Source organism: Mycolicibacterium rutilum (genome assembly GCF_900108565.1).
Classification (GTDB): Bacteria; Actinomycetota; Actinomycetes; order Mycobacteriales; family Mycobacteriaceae; genus Mycobacterium; species Mycobacterium rutilum.
In genome coordinates this window covers 5,122,034-5,138,043 of record NZ_LT629971.1, presented here as the reverse complement: position 1 = coordinate 5,138,043, position 16,010 = coordinate 5,122,034, and the positions used below count along the sequence as shown (strand labels likewise).

16 protein-coding genes are annotated in these 16,010 nt (G+C 69.7%); 9 read left to right on the top strand and 7 right to left on the bottom strand.

Features of this window, described 5'->3' with window-relative positions; all coding sequences use genetic code 11:
- The first annotated feature begins 42 nt into the window (after positions 1-42).
- Complete coding sequence (locus BLW81_RS25020) at positions 43-675, top strand: HU family DNA-binding protein (RefSeq protein WP_083409524.1); 633 nt, start codon at positions 43-45, stop codon at positions 673-675.
- A 126-nt stretch (positions 676-801) separates the two neighbouring features.
- Here BLW81_RS25020 and mutT1 read toward each other — a convergent pair whose 3' ends face one another.
- From mutT1 to cofC, 3 genes are read right to left on the bottom strand one after another with little or no spacing between them, the layout of a single operon-like run.
- Positions 802-1,722 carry an 8-oxo-(d)GTP phosphatase MutT1 gene (mutT1, locus tag BLW81_RS25015; protein WP_083409523.1) on the bottom strand — a complete coding sequence of 307 codons (921 nt, stop codon included), beginning with the start codon at positions 1,720-1,722 and terminating at the stop codon, positions 802-804.
- A 9-nt stretch (positions 1,723-1,731) separates the two neighbouring features.
- Positions 1,732-3,909: an RNA degradosome polyphosphate kinase gene (locus tag BLW81_RS25010; protein WP_083409522.1), complete on the bottom strand. Its 2,178-nt coding sequence runs from the start codon at positions 3,907-3,909 to the stop codon at positions 1,732-1,734.
- 53 nt (positions 3,910-3,962) lie between these two features.
- Positions 3,963-4,607 carry a 2-phospho-L-lactate guanylyltransferase gene (cofC, locus tag BLW81_RS25005; protein ID WP_083409521.1) on the bottom strand — a complete coding sequence of 215 codons (645 nt, stop codon included), beginning with the start codon at positions 4,605-4,607 and terminating at the stop codon, positions 3,963-3,965.
- Positions 4,608-4,650: 43 nt separating this feature from the next.
- On the opposite strand from cofC, the gene BLW81_RS25000 reads away from it, so the two are divergent.
- The 3 genes from BLW81_RS25000 to BLW81_RS24990 all read left to right on the top strand — a co-directional run bounded on the left by BLW81_RS25000 (position 4,651) and on the right by BLW81_RS24990 (position 7,942).
- Positions 4,651-5,649 carry an NAD(P)H-dependent glycerol-3-phosphate dehydrogenase gene (locus BLW81_RS25000; protein WP_157897831.1) on the top strand — a complete coding sequence of 333 codons (999 nt, stop codon included), beginning with the start codon at positions 4,651-4,653 and terminating at the stop codon, positions 5,647-5,649.
- A gap of 3 nt (positions 5,650-5,652) precedes the next feature.
- Entirely contained in the window at positions 5,653-6,756 is a 1,104-nt protein-coding gene (locus tag BLW81_RS24995) for a cystathionine gamma-lyase (protein ID WP_083409520.1), read from the top strand.
- Positions 6,757-6,817: 61 nt separating this feature from the next.
- Complete coding sequence (locus tag BLW81_RS24990) at positions 6,818-7,942, top strand: D-alanine--D-alanine ligase family protein (protein WP_083409519.1); 1,125 nt, start codon at positions 6,818-6,820, stop codon at positions 7,940-7,942.
- Here the strand turns inward: BLW81_RS24990 and BLW81_RS24985 are convergent.
- Both BLW81_RS24985 and BLW81_RS24980 read right to left on the bottom strand, forming a co-directional pair.
- Positions 7,939-8,508 (bottom strand): DUF3515 domain-containing protein, encoded by a 570-nt coding sequence (locus tag BLW81_RS24985; RefSeq protein WP_235632089.1) that lies wholly within the window; start codon positions 8,506-8,508, stop codon positions 7,939-7,941. The genes BLW81_RS24990 and BLW81_RS24985 overlap by 4 nt on opposite strands.
- Positions 8,509-8,518: 10 nt before the next feature.
- On the bottom strand, positions 8,519-8,746 hold the full coding sequence (locus tag BLW81_RS24980) for an Lrp/AsnC ligand binding domain-containing protein (RefSeq protein ID WP_083410801.1): 228 nt from the start codon (positions 8,744-8,746) through the stop codon (positions 8,519-8,521).
- A gap of 112 nt (positions 8,747-8,858) precedes the next feature.
- On the opposite strand from BLW81_RS24980, the gene BLW81_RS24975 reads away from it, so the two are divergent.
- Both BLW81_RS24975 and BLW81_RS24970 read left to right on the top strand, forming a co-directional pair.
- On the top strand, positions 8,859-9,818 hold the full coding sequence (locus BLW81_RS24975; protein ID WP_083409518.1) for a thiamine-phosphate kinase: 960 nt from the start codon (positions 8,859-8,861) through the stop codon (positions 9,816-9,818).
- Between the two features lie 44 nt (positions 9,819-9,862).
- Positions 9,863-10,576 (top strand): uracil-DNA glycosylase, encoded by a 714-nt coding sequence (locus BLW81_RS24970; protein WP_083409517.1) that lies wholly within the window; start codon positions 9,863-9,865, stop codon positions 10,574-10,576.
- On the opposite strand, the gene BLW81_RS24965 is transcribed toward BLW81_RS24970, so the two are convergent.
- Both BLW81_RS24965 and rpmB read right to left on the bottom strand, forming a co-directional pair.
- The gene (locus BLW81_RS24965; protein WP_083409516.1) at positions 10,573-10,917 is read right to left on the bottom strand and encodes a hypothetical protein; all 345 of its coding nucleotides are present in this window, start codon (positions 10,915-10,917) and stop codon (positions 10,573-10,575) included. The genes BLW81_RS24970 and BLW81_RS24965 overlap by 4 nt on opposite strands.
- A 60-nt stretch (positions 10,918-10,977) precedes the next feature.
- Positions 10,978-11,172 carry a 50S ribosomal protein L28 gene (rpmB, locus tag BLW81_RS24960; RefSeq protein WP_083409515.1) on the bottom strand — a complete coding sequence of 65 codons (195 nt, stop codon included), beginning with the start codon at positions 11,170-11,172 and terminating at the stop codon, positions 10,978-10,980.
- Positions 11,173-11,398: 226 nt separating this feature from the next.
- Between rpmB and BLW81_RS24955 the strand changes: the two genes are divergently transcribed.
- From BLW81_RS24955 to BLW81_RS24945, 3 genes are read left to right on the top strand one after another with little or no spacing between them, the layout of a single operon-like run.
- A complete protein-coding gene (locus BLW81_RS24955) occupies positions 11,399-13,027 on the top strand; it encodes a fatty acid kinase ATP-binding subunit FakA (protein ID WP_083409514.1) in 1,629 nt (542 codons plus the stop codon).
- A gap of 2 nt (positions 13,028-13,029) precedes the next feature.
- Complete coding sequence (gene recG / locus BLW81_RS24950; RefSeq protein WP_083409513.1) at positions 13,030-15,240, top strand: ATP-dependent DNA helicase RecG; 2,211 nt, start codon at positions 13,030-13,032, stop codon at positions 15,238-15,240.
- Positions 15,237-15,944 (top strand): HNH endonuclease family protein, encoded by a 708-nt coding sequence (locus BLW81_RS24945; RefSeq protein ID WP_083409512.1) that lies wholly within the window; start codon positions 15,237-15,239, stop codon positions 15,942-15,944. The genes recG and BLW81_RS24945 overlap by 4 nt, the downstream gene beginning before the upstream one ends.
- Positions 15,945-16,010 lie beyond the last annotated feature (66 nt).

The window sequence follows — 16,010 nt, the reverse complement described above, 5'->3', positions numbered from 1 at the left end:
CTAGTCGGTCCAAAGTGGACCACTGGTTTCCGGAGGTTATGCATGAACAAAGCAGAGCTCATCGACGTACTCACGGAGAAGTTGGGCTCGGATCGTCGGTCGGCAACCGCTGCGGTGGAGAACATCGTTGACACCATCGTGCGTGCGGTTCACAAGGGTGACAGCGTCACCATCACCGGCTTCGGCGTCTTCGAACAGCGCCGTCGCGCCGCCCGTGTCGCGCGTAACCCGCGCACCGGCGAGACCGTTCGGGTGAAGCCCACGTCCGTGCCGGCGTTCCGTCCCGGCGCACAGTTCAAAGCGGTTGTCTCTGGGGCGCAGCGCCTCCCGGCGGAAGGACCAGCAGTGAAGCGAGGCGTCACGGCGGGCACCGCTCGTAAGGCGGCCAAGAAGGCGCCGGCGAAGAAGTCCGCGGCCAAGAAGACCGCCGCCAAGAAGGCGCCGGCGAAGAAGGCCGCAGCCAAGAAGACCGCCGCCAAGAAGGCGCCGGCCAAGAAGACTGCCGCGAAGAAGACCGCCGCCAAGAAGGCGCCGGCCAAGAAGAGCGCAGCCAAGAAGACCGCCGCCAAGAAGGCGCCGGCCAAGAAGACTGCCGCGAAGAAGACCGCCGCCAAGAAGGCGCCGGCCAAGAAGAGCGCAGCCAAGAAGGCGCCCGCCAAGCGCGGCCGCAAGTAAGTTCCACTCGAACACGCCGTGGGTCACCAGACCCACGGCGTGTTTGTGCATTCGGGGCTCGGTCAGCCAAAAGCCGCTACCGGGCGACTGATTCGCCCCCGCAGTTTGGATTCATTCGCGGCGGCGTCAGACCATCACCGCCAGCGGACTGCCCATGTGATCGGCGGCCACCAATTTCCCGTCGTGCAACGACAGCACCCACGTGCTGCCCTTGCGGTTGCGTGACTTGTCGGGCCGGACGCCGTCGCGGTCGCACCACCATCCGATGAGATCCGGAATCACCTTGCCCTGCGTGCAGATCACGGGTGTGCCCGGCGAGTCAGCGATCTCCAGGAACCGTTGCCGCGCCGCCTTGCGATGTTCGGCGTAGGCCTCCTCGGTCAGCAGCTCGTCGGCGGCGATCGTCGTGTTCAATTCATCTGCCAACGGCGCCAGCGTCGTTGTGCAGCGGACCCGGTCGGCGGCGAAAAGCGTGTCGGCGCCGAACGCCAGCAGCACCCCGACGAGCGCCTCGGCCTGCGCGCGGCCCTTCTTGTCCAGCGGCCGCTTACGGTCGTCGCCCTTGTAGCGGGACTTGCTGCCCGCCGTGCCGTGCCGCACGATCAGCACCGTCTTGGTGTCGACCGGATACTTCACGAAGTGGCGCAGAACCTTTCGGTCGTGCGGATAGTCGACCTGTTTGGCCGCCTCGGCGACCGGCAACCACTTGAGCTCGTCGACCTCGTCGTTGGGGCTGAACTCGCCGTGCAGCTGGCGGGCCGCCCAGTAGCGCACCTTCTTGACGCCCTGCTCGACGGGATAGCTCACAGAGGTGAGGCGCCGGCCCAGGCGCGCGGCGTACCCGGTCTCCTCGCACACCTCGCGCACCGCGGCCACGGGTTCGGTCTCGCCGGGATCCACTTTCCCCTTGGGCAGTGACCAGTCGTCGTAACGGGGGCGGTGAATGACCGCTACTTCCGGCACATTCAGGTCATGGTTGGGCCGCCACAGCACGGCGCCCGCGGCGAGGATCGGCGCAGGACTGCCGTTCGATGTGTCCTTCGACACCTCAACTCCTCACGGCTGCCGGTGGCGTTCCATCATCGACACCTGGTGGTCGCGAACGGTCTGCCCCTCCTTCGGCGATGCCGTCCACTTTCCGTCCATACCCAATTCCCAGCATCGGGTCGCGGGATCCATCGCCGATTCGAAGATCTCGTCGAGCTGCGGCTTCAACCGCGGATCTTTCACCTCGGCCATGACTTCCACCCGGCGGTCGAGATTACGGTGCATCATGTCGGCGCTGCCGATCCAGAACTCGTCGATGGCGCGGAAGTGAATGATCCGCGAGTGTTCGAGGAACCGGCCGAGAATCGAACGCACCACGATGTTGTCGGAGTAGCCGGCGGCCTGCGGCCGTAATGCGCAGATACCCCGCACGACCACCTCGACCCGAACGCCGGCCTGCGACGCGCGATACAGCGCGTCGATCACCTGCTCGTCGACCAACGCGTTGGCCTTGACCCGGATTCGGCCGTCCGCACCGTCGCGCGTGGCGGCGATCTCGCGTTCGATGCGTTCGATGATGCCGCGCCGCACACCCTGCGGCGCGACCAGCAGGTTGCGGTAGGAGTCCTTGCGGGAGTACCCGGTCAGCGAGTTGAACAGGTCGGTGAGGTCGGCGCCGATGTCGGGCGCGGCGGTCAGCAGCCCGATGTCTTCGTACAACCGTGCGGTTTTCGGGTTGTAGTTGCCGGTGCCGATGTGGCAGTAGCGGCGGATCAGCGAGCCCTCCCGGCGCACCACCAGGCAGGTCTTGCAGTGCGTCTTGAGCCCGATCAACCCGTACACCACGTGCACCCCCGCACGTTCGAGCGCGCGGGCCCATTTGATGTTGGCCTGCTCGTCGAACCGCGCCTTGATCTCCACCAGCGCGACGACCTGCTTACCGGCGGCCGCAGCGTCGATGAGCGCGTTGACGATTGGCGAGTCGCCGGAAGTGCGGTACAGCGTCTGCTTGATCGCCAGCACGTTCGGATCGGCGGCGGCCTGTTCGATGAACCGCTGCACCGTGGTGGAGAACGAATCGTAGGGGTGGTGCACGAGCACGTCACCGTCGCGCAGCGTGGAGAAGATGCTCTTGGGTGTTTCGCGCTCGCCGAACGCCGGCGGTGTCGCCGGCACGAACGGACGGTCCTTGAGCGCAGGCCGATCCAGGTCGTAGACCTGCCACAGCGAGGACAGGTCCAACAGGCCGGGCACCTCGATGACATCGCCGGGGGCGACGTCGAGTTCGCGCAGCAGCAGTTCGAGCATGCTCTCGGTCATGTCGTCGGACACCTCGAGGCGCACCGGCGACCCGAACCGGCGCCGCGCCAGTTCGCGTTCCAGCGCCTGCAGCAGGTCCTCGTCGCGGTCCTCTTCGACCTCGAAATCCGCGTTGCGGGTGATCCGGAACGCGTGATGTTCGACGATCTCGAGTCCGGGGAACAACACGTGCAGAAACGCCGCGATCAGCTCCTCCATCGGCAGGAACCGCACGATCTGTGCGTCATCGGGCCGCGGCGCGAGTTCGACGAACCGCTCGACGTTGTCGGGCACCTTGATTCGGGCGAAGTGGGCGCCGCCGTCCTCGGGTTGTTTGACGGTGATGGCCAGGTTGAGGCTCAGGCCGCTGACGAACGGGAACGGGTGGGCCGGGTCGACCGCCAGCGGTGTCAGTACCGGGAACACCTGTTCGTGGAAGTACGTCGACAACCGGTTGCGCTCCGGCTCGTCGAGTTCGGCCCACGTCACGATCACGATGCCCTCGTCGACCAGCGCCGGGCGCACCGAGTCGAGGAACACGTGCGCGTGGCGGTTGGCGAGGTGTTGGGTGCGTTCGTTGATGCGGCGCAACTGCTCGCGCGGCGACAGCCCGTCGGCGGAACGCACCGACAACCCCATCTCGTCGCGCCGCTTGAGGCCGGCCACGCGAACCATGTAGAACTCGTCGAGGTTGGAGGCGAAGATCGCGAGGAACTTCGCGCGTTCCAGCAGCGGCAGCGACGGGTCGGCGGCGAGCGCCAGCACGCGGGAGTTGAAGTCGAGCCAACTCAGTTCGCGGTTGAGGTAGCGGTCCTCGGGCAAGGCGTTGTCGATCGCGGGGGAGGTCGCCGCGGGCGGTGCGCCGGGTGCCGAATCGCCGGAGTCCTCCGCGCCCCTGGAGTTCGGCTGGGTGCCGCTGTCGCGGGTCTGCGTCTCGGCTTCGGTCATGCCTCAGATGATTCCCTAAACACCGGCACTCGTGCCAGCGTTGGTCGGCGACCTCAGGTCACAGCGTCGGCGGCGGCGGTGGTCGCCGCGCCGACGCCCAGTGCGCGCGCCGCCAACAGGTCCTCGGGAGTGTCGATGTCGCAGCGCAGTCCGGGCCATGCGCCGGTGAGTTCGACGGCGCCGGAAGACCGGTGACGCGCGGCGGAATCCGCGCCGAACAGCGGGTGAAGTTCCACCCCTAAACCGAACAACGCCGACGTGCCGGTGCCGTGCCGGTCACCGACGAAGCTGCGCGGATGCGAGCGGGCGTCGGCGATGGCTGCGCTCAGCTCGTCGGTTCGCAGTGCGGGCAAATCACCCTGCAGCACAACGATATTGGGGGTCCGGCGACGGATCTCCCGTTCTGCGGCAAGGATTGCGTTGTTCAACGGGTCGCCGTGTCCGGCAGGTGTCGGGTCGGTGAACACTTGGGCGCCCAGCCGGCGCACCGCCTCGGCGGCGGCATCATCGGGGGTGACGACGGTGATCGAGCGGACCGCCGGGACGGCGATCGCGGCGCTGATCGTGTCGAGGAGCATCGCCAGCACGAGTCGTTCACGGCGGGCGGCGGAGAACGCCGGCGCCAGCCTCGTCTTGGCGTCCGCGAGGCGCTTGACGGCGATCACCAATCCGATGTCGGCTTCGGGTGACCCGCTCATGTGCGTCATCCTGCCAGCCGACGGCCCGCGATAGTCTGATGGCGTGGTCGAGGCAGCGGTGATGGGCGCTGGAGCGTGGGGAACCTCGCTCGCCAAAGTGCTCGCCGACGCCGGCAACGACGTCCGGTTGTGGACACGGCGCCCGGAGTTGGCCGAGGAGATCAACGACACCCACCGCAATGCCGGATATCTCGAGGACATCGAGCTTCCCAAGACCATCCGCGCGACCGGTGATCCCGCCGAGGCGCTGGACGGCGCGTGCACGGTGCTACTCGCGGTTCCTGCGCAGACGCTGCGCACCAACCTCGGACAGTGGAAGGGACTGATCGGTGACGACGTCACGCTGGTCAGCCTCGCGAAGGGCATCGAACTCGACACGCTGATGCGGATGAGCCAGGTGATCGTGCAAGTCACCGGCGCCGACCCGTCGCGGGTGGCCGTGGTCACCGGGCCCAACCTGGCCAGCGAGGTCGCCGACGAGCAACCCGCAGCGACCGTCGTAGCATGCAGCGACTCGGGTCGAGCGGTGGCGCTGCAGCGTGCGTTGTCGACCGGCTATCTGCGCCCGTACACCAACGCCGACGTGATCGGCGCGGAGGTGGGTGGGGCCTGCAAGAACGTGATCGCGCTGGCCTGCGGGATGGCGGCGGGCGTCGGTCTGGGGGAGAACACCGCGGCCGCGATCATCACCCGCGGGCTGGCCGAGATCATGCGGCTGGGAATCGCGTTGGGCGCCAAGCCCGCGACCCTGGCGGGGCTGGCCGGTGTCGGTGACCTCGTCGCCACCTGCACTTCGCCGCATTCGCGCAACCGGGCCTTCGGTGAGCGCCTCGGCCGCGGCGGGACGATGGAATCCGCGCTGCAGGCGACCGGTGGCCACGTCGCTGAGGGGGTGGCGTCGTGTCAGTCGGTGCTGGCGCTGGCCGCCAGTTACGACGTCGAGATGCCGCTGACCGACGCGGTCGTGCGGGTGTGTCACAAGGGTCTGTCGGTGCACGAGGCCGTCGCCCTGCTCCTCGGGCGCAGCACCAAGCCGGAGTGACCGATGGACGGTCAGTACGGCGACTCCACTCGCAGCGTCAAAGCCGTTGCCTCCGAACATGTCCCGGGTGCGCCGGTGGCCCCGCAGCCGGTCTCGGCCGCGACCTTCCACCTGTCGCAGGACGAGTCCGCCGAGCTGGACACCTACGGGCGCAGCTCGAACCCGACCTGGCGGCAACTGGAGTCGGCGCTGGCCGAACTCGAGGGCGCGACCGCCGCGCTGGCGTTCGCGTCCGGGATGGCCGCCATCACCGCGGTGCTGCGGGTGCTGGCCAAGCCGGGCAGCACCCTCGTCGTCCCGGCCGACGGCTACTACCAGGTCCGCCAGTACGCATCGGAATACCTTGCCGCCCAGGGCGTCACGGTCATCGAAGCGACCAGCGCGCAGATGTGTGAGGCGTCGGCCGACGCCGACGTGATCCTCGCCGAGAGCCCGGCCAACCCGGGCCTCGACGTCGTCGACCTGTACCGGCTAGCCATGCAGTGCCGGCGCCGCGGCGCGACCCTGGTCGTCGACAACACCACCGCGACCCCGCTCGGTCAGCAACCGCTGTCGCTGGGCGCCGACGTGGTGGTGGCCAGCGCCACCAAGTCGCTGTCGGGCCACAGCGACCTCGTCGCCGGCTACGTCGCGAGCAGTCGCACCGATCTGATGACGGCCCTGACCCGCGAGCGGCTGCTGGCGGGTGCGGTGCTCGGTGCGTTCGAGGCGTGGCTGGTGCTGCGCAGCCTGGGCACGGCCGGTCTGCGGTTCGAGCGGCAGTGCCAGAACGCCGCCGCGCTGGCGGTGATGTTGCACACACACCCGGCGGTGCGCTCGGTGCGCTATCCCGGGCTGCCCGACGACCCGGCCCACGCTGTGGCACGCGCGCAGATGAAGCGGTTCGGCGGGTTGATCGCGGTCGAGTTGGCCGACGCGGCCGCGGTCGACGCGCTGGTGCGGCGCAGCGCGCTGCTGGTGGCCTCGACCAGCTTCGGCGGCATCCACACCTCGGTGGACCGGCGGGCCCGCTGGGGCGACGCGGTCGGTGACGGTTTCGCGCGGATCTCGCTGGGCATCGAGGACACCGACGACCTGGTCGCCGACGTCGAGCAGGCGCTGTCCTGAACGCGCAGGTCAGAAATCCGGGACGACTCGGCGCGGGACCGGACGGTAGCCTCTCCAGATTGTGACTGCCCGCCCTGATTCCGGCTCGGGTCGCGTCCGGGTCGCCGTCGTCTACGGCGGACGCAGCTCCGAGCACGCGATCTCCTGCGTCTCCGCAGGCAGCATCCTGCGCAACCTCGATCCCGAGCGCTTCGACGTGGTCGCCGTCGGTATCACCCCCGGCGGGGCTTGGATGCTCACCGACGCGCAACCGGACACCATGGCGATCACCGACGGCCGGCTGCCCGAGGTGACCCCGGAATCGGGCACCGAACTGGCGCTGGCCGCCGACCCCGGCCGCGGCGGGCAGCTGTTGTCGCTCGGGCAGGGTGCGGGCCGGCTGCTGGGCGCCGTCGATGTGGTGTTTCCGGTACTGCACGGGCCCTACGGCGAGGACGGCACAATTCAGGGTCTGCTCGAACTGGCCGGCGTGCCCTACGTCGGCGCCGGGGTGCTGGCCAGCGCGTCCGGCATGGACAAGGAGTTCACCAAGAAGCTGCTGGCGGCCGAGGGCCTCCCGATCGGGGACCAGGTGGTGCTGCGGCCCCGCACGGAGACGCTGAGCCTCGACGAGCGCGAGCGGCTGGGCCTGCCGGTGTTCGTCAAGCCCGCGCGCGGCGGCTCCTCGATCGGCGTCAGCCGGGTCACCGCCTGGGATCGGCTGCCCGCCGCGATCGAGTCGGCCCGCCGCCACGACCCCAAGGTCATCGTCGAGGCCGCGGTGCCGGGACGCGAACTCGAATGCGGGGTGCTCGAATTCCCCGACGGCCGAATCGAAGCCAGCACCGTCGGCGAGATCCGGGTCGCCGGTGTGCGGGGCCGCGAGGACGGGTTCTACGACTTCGCCACCAAGTACCTCGACGACGCCGCCGAGCTCGACGTGCCCGCCAAGGTCGACGATGACGTCGCAGATACGGTGCGGCAGTTGGCGATTCGCGCGTTCAACGCGATCGACTGTCAGGGCCTGGCGCGGGTGGACTTCTTCCTCACCGAGGACGGCCCGGTGATCAACGAGATCAACACGATGCCGGGTTTCACCACCATCTCGATGTACCCGCGGATGTGGGCGGCCAGCGGTGTCGACTATCCGACGCTGCTGGCGACGATGGTCGAGACCGCGCTGAAGCGGGGCACCGGGCTGCGCTAGCCGACCGGTGCCGGCTCGACGGGCTTGGCGGGCAACGTTTTCGCGATCACGTCGGAGATCTGCTGGATCGGCGTGGGTCCGGAACCCTGCGGCAGCGTCAGCGCCAGATAGACACCGCGGTCGACGGCGTACCAGGTGCTGCGCCCGGCGCCCGGGTCGGCGATGCCCGCCTCTCCGACCCGGAACCACTGCACGTCGTCGACCGCCTGCACGGGCGCGCCGACCACGAACTCCGCGGGCCGGTCCACCCCGCACCGCAAGACGATCGCCTCGTCCTGCTCGCCGGAGCGCCACGCCGCCGCGGCGGGCGGTGCCGGTTCGGCCAGCGGCGCGCGGGTGCTGTCGCCGAGTTCGGCAGGCAGTGCATCGAGGACGGCGGCGCAGTCGGGACTGCTCGCCTGCGGCGCCGGGATGCCCACGAGCGGGACCGGCTGCGTCGGGACGGGCCGCTGGCGCGCGACGGCGATCACGAGGAGCACGACGACAGCCGCGACGGCCACCACTACGGCGGCGATCAGCAGGGTTCGCGGCGGCCCGTCGGTGTCGGTGTCCGTGTCGTCGTGCACGGATCCAACTCTAGGGATGCGCTCCGTTGGCGATCGGACAGGTCAGGGTGCGGGTGATTCCTGTCACCTGCTGCACCGCGGGCACGACGGAGGCCGTCATCTCCTCGAGCGAGTCGGCGCCGATGCGGACCACGACGTCGTAGGGGCCGGTGACGTATTCGGCCGACAGCACTCCCGGCAGCGCGGCGAGCTGGTTCGCGATGACCTCGGCGCGGCCCACCTCGGTCTGAATCAGCATGAAAGCCTCGACCACCCGTAGTTCCTCCCTGGCGCTGCATAGACTCCACGCCGCAGGGGCTTAACGTACCGCAGGTCCGTCCGGGGTTCATGGCGCGGAGTCAGGAGGTGACATGGCGACCGACGACGCCGGCGAGAGCTTGGCCGAGGTCGGCGAGTTCGCCGTGATCGAGCGGTTGGTCGCCGGCAGGCGCCAGCCCGACGCCGTCGCGGTGGGGCCCGGTGACGACGCGGCGGTGTTGCGTGCGGCCGACGGCCGGACCGTGGTCTCGACCGACATGCTCGTGCAGGACCGCCACTTTCGCCTCGACTGGTCGACGCCACATCAGGTGGGGCGCAAGTCGATCGCGCAGAACGCCGCGGATGTCGAGGCGATGGGAGCGCGTGCGACGGCGTTCGTGGTGGCGTTTGGCGCGCCCGCCGACACCTCGGCGGACCTGGCGCTGGAGTTGGCTGACGGCATGTGGCACGAGGCCGGACTGCTGGGCGCGGGGATCATCGGCGGTGATCTGGTCAGCGCCCCGCAGTGGGTCATCTCGGTGACCGTGCTCGGCGATCTCGACGGGCGCGAACCGGTGCGCCGCACGGGCGCGCGACCCGGTGACACCGTCGCGGTGTGCGGCGAGCTGGGCCGCTCAGCTGCCGGATATGCGTTGTGGCACAACGGGATCGAGCGGTTCGACGGTCTGCTCGGCCGCCATCTCGTGCCGGAGCCGCCATACGGGCAGGGCCGCGTCGCCGCCGACGCCGGCGCGACCGCGATGACCGATGTGTCCGACGGGTTGCTCGCCGACCTCGGGCACATCGCCGACGGTTCGGGCGTGGGCATCGGGTTGCGAACCGATGCGCTGTCCGCCGACCGCGACGCGCTGGCCGAGGCCGCGGCCGCGCTCGACGTCGACCCGATGGCGTGGGTGCTCGGCGGCGGGGAGGACCACGCGCTGGTCGCGACGTTCCCTCAGGCGCCGCCGAACGGGTGGACACCGATCGGCCGGGTGCTCGACGGACCGCCGCGGGTGCTCGTCGACGACGCGGCGTGGCAGGGGAATCCCGGCTGGCAGTCCTTCGACTAGCTAGGGTGGCGACTCGTGACTTCCGCGACGACCGAAGGACATCGATGACCGCGCGGCCGCTGACCGAACTCGTCGACGACGGCTGGGCGCAGGCGCTCGAACCGGTCGCCGGCCAGGTCGCGCAGATGGGTGAGTTCTTGCGCGCCGAACTCGCCGCGGGCCACACCTATCTGCCCGCCGGTCAGAATGTGCTGCGCGCGTTCACGTTTCCGTTGGAGCGGGTGCGGGTGCTGATCGTCGGCCAGGATCCCTACCCGACGCCGGGACACGCGGTGGGACTCAGTTTCTCGGTGGCGCCGGAGGTGCGCCCTCTGCCGCGCAGCCTGGACAACATCTTCAAGGAGTACGCCAGTGACCTCGGCCATCCCGCGCCGGCCACCGGCGATCTGACGCCGTGGGCCGAGCGCGGGGTGATGCTGCTCAACAGGGTGCTCACCGTTCGGCCGGGCAGCCCGGCGTCGCACCGCGGCAAGGGCTGGGAGGCCGTCACCGAATGCGCGATCCGCGCGCTCGTTGCCAGGAAGCAGCCGTTGGTCGCGGTGCTGTGGGGCCGGGACGCGTCGACGCTGAAGCCGATGCTCGACGGCGCCGACTGCGTGGCGATCGAGTCGCCGCATCCGTCGCCGCTGTCGGCGTCGCGCGGGTTCTTCGGATCGCGGCCGTTCAGCCGCGCCAACGAACTGCTCGAGAAGATGGGCGCCGAACCGATCGACTGGCGGCTGCCCTCACGCGAAGACCAGCGCGAGGACGCTGTTTAACCGACGCCCGGGATCGGCGGCGGGGACGGGATCGGCGGAGGCGAGGGGATCGCCGGCGGCGACGGGATGGCCGGCGGCGACGGGATGTCGGGTACCGGCACCTGGACGGTGCCGTCACCGTCGGTGGTGGGCGCCGGCGATTCGGGCGCCGCGGGGGTGGTCTCGGGCGCGCTGGGCGACACCGTCACCTCGACCGACGTGGTGACCGACGTCGTCTCGGTGGTCGACGAGGTGGTGGTGCCATCGCCGCCGGAGTCGTCGCCGCAGGCGACCAACAGCGACGCCAGCGCAGCACCGGAAGCCAACGCGAACAGGGTGGGTCGTGCTCGATGAGCCGTCATGCGCGCGGGCTTCCCCGGCGCCGACGGTGCTAAACGCTCAGCGCGGAATGCTCGCGGGCGTCAGCCGCGGGAGACCTTGCCGGCCTTGAGGCACGACGTGCAGACGTTCATCCGCTGCTTGTTGCCGCCGGGGCGGGTCACGGCGCGGACGGTCTGGATGTTGGGATTCCACCGACGGCTGGTCCGGCGATGGGAGTGCGAGACCGACTTGCCGAAGCCGGGGCCCTTCCCGCAGATATCGCACACGGCAGCCATATGCAGAACTCCTCAGATCAGTACGTGGGGGTTCGGGCCGCTGCACCGCGGGGCGCCGCGTGACCCGACAACCTGACCAGGATACCGATAGCCCCGGGGATCACCAAAATGCCGTCCCCAACCCCGGGACCGGCGGGAACGTCGCGGCACCGTTGTCAGGTCCAATGACTAGGCTGACCCGCACCGCGAGTGCGCGACGCGGCGTCACACCTGGTGGAGGTTTCCCATGTCGGCTCGACGGCTCGATGCCGCCACCCTGACCGAATGGGCCCACACCGCCGTCGGCGAGCTCATCACCCACACCGACGAGATCAACCGGCTCAATGTGTTCCCCGTCGCGGACGCCGACACCGGGACGAACATGCTGTTCACCATGCGTGCGGCGTGGGCGCAGGCCGATGCGCTGACGCGTGGCGACGACGTCGCGCAGGTCGCGGGCGCGCTGGCCCGCGGCGCACTGCACGGTGCCCGCGGCAACTCCGGGGTGATCCTGTCGCAGATCCTGCGCGCGCTGGCCGACGTGACCGCCGAGGCTGCCGCCGACCGCGGTGGGCCGATCGCGGTGCTCGACGGGCCGCTGCTGGCGGCCTCGATGCGGCACGCGGTGGCCCTGGTCGAAGGGTCCATGGGCGAGACCGTGCCCGGCACCATCGTCACCGTGCTGCAGGCCGCGGCGTCGGCGGCCGAGCGCGCCGTCGCCGACGACACGGCGCTGTCCGACGTCGTGGTGCATGCGGCCGATGCGGCGGCCCGGTCGCTGGACGAGACTCCCAAGCAACTCGACGTGCTGGCCGAGGCCGGCGTGGTGGACGCCGGTGGGCGGGGGCTGCTGGTACTGCTGGACGCGATGACCGCCACGCTGACCGGCCAGGCGCCGCGGCGCGCCGAGTACCTGCCGGCCCATCCGCACCACGAGGTGCAGGCACCCGCTGCGGCCACCCCGCTCTACGAGGTGATGTATCTGCTCTCCGGTTGCGACCCCGCGGGTGTCGAGACGTTGCGAGCCGAACTCGACCAGCTGGGGGATTCGGTGGCCATCGCGGCGTCGCAGGACGGTGCCGCGCACTACTCGGTGCACGTGCACGCCGACGACGCCGGCGCGGCGATCGAGGCGGGCCTCGCGGTGGGCACGCCCAGCCGCATCCAGGTGACGTCGCTGACCGGGGGTGTGCGGCCGGCCACCGGATGGTCGCGCGGGCGGGTGGTGCTGGCGGTGGTCGACGGTGCGGGCGCCGAGGAGCTGTTCGCCGGTGAGGGCGCGCAGGTGCTGCGGCTCGCCGAGGACGGGCCCGTCAGCGCGAAACAGCTGCTGCACGCGCTGGTCAACGCCGACGCCGGGCAGGCGATGGTGCTGCCGAACGGCTACGTGGCCGCCGAGGAGCTGGTGGCGGGCTGCACCGCCGCGATCGGCTGGGGGATCGACGTGGTCCCGGTGCCTGCGGCGTCGATGGTGCAGGGGCTTGCCGCGCTCGCGGTCCACGACGCCGAGCGTCAAGCGGTCGACGACGGCTACACGATGGCGCGGGCCGCGGCGGCGGCCCGGCACGGCTCGGTGCGGCTGGCCACCGAGGAAGCGCTGACGTGGGCCGGAATGTGCAAACCCGGTGACGGGCTTGGCATCTCGGGCGACGAGGTGCTGATCGTCGGGGACGATCTGGTCGCCGCCGGCGCCGGTTTGATCGATCTGCTGCTGGCCGCGGGCGGCGAGTTGGTCACTGTGCTGACCGGAAGCGGCGTCGACGACGGCGTGGCGGCCGCGCTGCAGGAGCACGTGCACCACCGGCATCTGGGCGCCGATCTGGTGACTTATCACACCGGCCACCGCGGCGACGCGCTGCTGATCGGGGTCGAGTAGCCGTGGCCAAACTGTCCGACCGTCTCGACTTCGTGATCGGCCGCAAAGCGGCCGACCCGCTCGAGGAACACTTCGGGATCCGCACGGTCAACGATCTGCTGCGCCACTACCCGCGCAAGTACAGCGACGAGATGACGGTCGCAGGCGAGGGCGAGGAATTGGAGGAAGGCGTCCACGTCACGTTCATCGACGTCATCACCAAAGCGGAACTGAAGTGGACGAACCGGCAGCCGCGGCGTGAATACCTCGTCGTCACTCTGGGCAACCGGCAACCGACGGTGACGGCGACCTTCTTCAACGTCAAGTACCTCAAGTCGACACTGGTGAAAGGCGCCAAGGTGATGCTGTCGGGCGAGGTCGGTTATTTCCGGCGCACCATGCAGCTCACCCATCCGGCGTTTCTGGTGTTGCATGAGAGCGGCGGGGTGCGCGGATCGAAATCACTCAGGGCGGTCGCCGAGGCCTCCGGCGCGACAGGTGACGATCTGCTGGCTGCCTTCGAGCGAGACTTCTTTCCCATCTACCCGGCCAGCAAGAAGGTGCAGACGTGGGAGATCTACGCGTGTGTGCGGCAGGTGCTCGACGTGCTCGATCCGATCCCCGAACCCTTACCGGAACCCTTTCTGCGGCAGCATGGTCTGATCACCGAGGACGAGGCGCTACGGGCCATCCACACCGCCGAGAGGTCTGCCGAGCGGGACGCGGCGATCGCGCGGCTGACCTACGACGAGGCGCTCGGACTGCAGTGGGCGCTGGCCGAACGGCGCCACAGTGAGCTCAGCGGATCCGGTCCGGCGGTGGCGCCGCGCGACGACGGGCTGGTGGCCGCGATGCGCGGACGGCTGCCGTTCGAATTGACCGCGGGCCAGCGCGACGTGCTGGACGTGCTGTCCGCCGAACTGGCGGGCACGCGGCCGATGAATCGCATGCTGCAGGGCGAGGTCGGCTCAGGTAAGACGATCGTCTCGGTGCTGGCGATGCTGCAGATGGTCGACGCCGGTTACCAGTGCGCCCTGCTCGCGCCCACGGAAGTGCTTGCCGCCCAACATGCCCGGTCGATCCGCGATGTGCTCGGCCCGCTGGCGATGGCCGGACAGCTGGGCGGTGTGGAGGGGGCCACGCGGGTGGCGTTGTTGACCGGATCGATGTCGGCGCAACAGAAACGCGCGGTGCGGGCCGAGGTCGCCGGCGGGGAGGCCGGCATCGTGATCGGGACGCATGCGCTGCTGCAGGACGCGGTCGAGTTCCAACGCCTGGGCATGGTGGTGGTCGACGAGCAGCACCGGTTCGGTGTCGAGCAGCGAGACCGGTTGCGCAGCAAGGCACCCGACGGGGTGGTACCGCACCTGCTGGTGATGACCGCGACCCCGATTCCGCGGACCGTCGCGCTGACCTATTACGGCGACCTGGAGACCTCGACGCTGCGTGAGCTGCCGCGCGGACGGCAACCGATCACCAGCAACACGATCTTCCTCAAGGAGAAGCCGCGGTGGCTCGAGCGGGCGTGGCAGCGCATCGTCGAGGAGGTCGGCGCCGGGCGGCAGGCCTACATCGTCGCCTCCCGGATCGACGAGAACGACAAACCCAAGGGGGACAAGGAGGACAGCGGCCCGCCGCCGATCACCGTGGTCGAGTTGTTCGACCGGTTGAGCCGGGGTCCGCTGTCCGGTCTGCGGCTGGGGCTGATGCACGGCAGATTGCCCGCCGACGAGAAGGACGCGGTGATGGCGGCTTTCCGCGCCGGTGACATCGACGTGCTGGTGTGCACGACGGTGATCGAGGTCGGCGTCGACGTGCCGAACGCGACCGTGATGCTGGTGATGGACGCCGACCGCTTCGGCATCAGCCAGCTGCATCAGTTGCGGGGCCGCATCGGCCGCGGCCAGCACCCCAGCTTGTGCCTGCTCGCCACCCGGCTGCCAGAGACCTCGAAGGCCGGCCAGCGGCTCACCGCGGTCGCCTCCACGCTGGACGGGTTCAAGCTCGCCGACCTCGATCTGGATGAGCGGCAGGAAGGGGATGTGCTGGGGCACAGCCAGTCCGGTCGCGCCATCACCCTGCGCTTCTTGTCCCTGCAGACCCACCTCGAACTCATTGTCGAGGCCCGCGAGTTCTGCACGGCGCTCTACGAACGGGATCCCGGGCACACCGGGATGGCGGCGCTGGCCGCGCCGTTCACCGACGACCGCGTCGAGTTCCTGGACAAGGCATGAGACGCCGGTACCTGTTGTGGCTGACCGCGATCGTCGCGCTGATCGTGGCGGTCGCCGTGCAGACCGTGGTGTCCTCGCACGACCGCGCCGAGTTCATCGCCGAGGCCGACGTCCCGACCGTCGTCCCCGGGACCGACGTGCTGGCGGGGATTCCGGTGATACCGCTGCGCATCCGGGGACACGACTACCGTCGGGCGGCGTTCGGTGACAGCTGGACCGACGACACGTCGGCGCCCGGCGGGCACAACGGCTGCGACACCCGCAACGACGTCCTCAACCGCGACCTGGTCGACAAGACGTTCGTGTCGATCAAGCGCTGTCCCAACGCCGTTGCGACCGGCACGCTGATCGATCCCTACACCAATGCCGTGGTGCCGTTCACCCGCGGCGAGAAGACCGGCGCGGACGTGCAGATCGATCACATCGTTCCGCTGGCGCTGGCCTGGGACCTCGGCGCCCGCGGCTGGCCCGAGGAGATGCGGGTGCGGTTCGCCAACGACCCGGCCAATCTGCTCGCGGTCGCTGGTGCGGCCAACCAGGACAAGGGTGATCAGGAGCCGTCGGCGTGGATGCCGCCGAACGCCGCGTTCCACTGCCAGTACGCGATGCAGTTCGTCGAGGTGCTGCGCGGATACCGGTTGTCGGTCGACGCGCCGTCGGCCACGGTGCTGCGCGAGGCCGCGGCCACCTGCCCGACGGGCTAGCTGTTCTCAGCGCGAGCAGTCGCAAATTGACCCGAAAAGCTCTGAAAGTAGGGCGTTTTGCGTCTG

Coding starts and splice junctions, on each gene's coding strand:
- BLW81_RS25020 (WP_083409524.1), top strand. CDS start 43: ATGAACAAAGCAGAGCTCATCGACGTACTCACGGAGAAGTTGGGCTCG.
- BLW81_RS25010 (WP_083409522.1), bottom strand. CDS start 3,909: ATGACCGAAGCCGAGACGCAGACCCGCGACAGCGGCACCCAGCCGAAC.
- cofC (WP_083409521.1), bottom strand. CDS start 4,607: ATGAGCGGGTCACCCGAAGCCGACATCGGATTGGTGATCGCCGTCAAG.
- BLW81_RS24995 (WP_083409520.1), top strand. CDS start 5,653: ATGGACGGTCAGTACGGCGACTCCACTCGCAGCGTCAAAGCCGTTGCC.
- BLW81_RS24980 (WP_083410801.1), bottom strand. CDS start 8,746: ATGCTGATTCAGACCGAGGTGGGCCGCGCCGAGGTCATCGCGAACCAG.
- BLW81_RS24975 (WP_083409518.1), top strand. CDS start 8,859: ATGGCGACCGACGACGCCGGCGAGAGCTTGGCCGAGGTCGGCGAGTTC.
- BLW81_RS24970 (WP_083409517.1), top strand. CDS start 9,863: ATGACCGCGCGGCCGCTGACCGAACTCGTCGACGACGGCTGGGCGCAG.
- BLW81_RS24965 (WP_083409516.1), bottom strand. CDS start 10,917: ATGACGGCTCATCGAGCACGACCCACCCTGTTCGCGTTGGCTTCCGGT.
- rpmB (WP_083409515.1), bottom strand. CDS start 11,172: ATGGCTGCCGTGTGCGATATCTGCGGGAAGGGCCCCGGCTTCGGCAAG.
- BLW81_RS24955 (WP_083409514.1), top strand. CDS start 11,399: ATGTCGGCTCGACGGCTCGATGCCGCCACCCTGACCGAATGGGCCCAC.
- BLW81_RS24945 (WP_083409512.1), top strand. CDS start 15,237: ATGAGACGCCGGTACCTGTTGTGGCTGACCGCGATCGTCGCGCTGATC.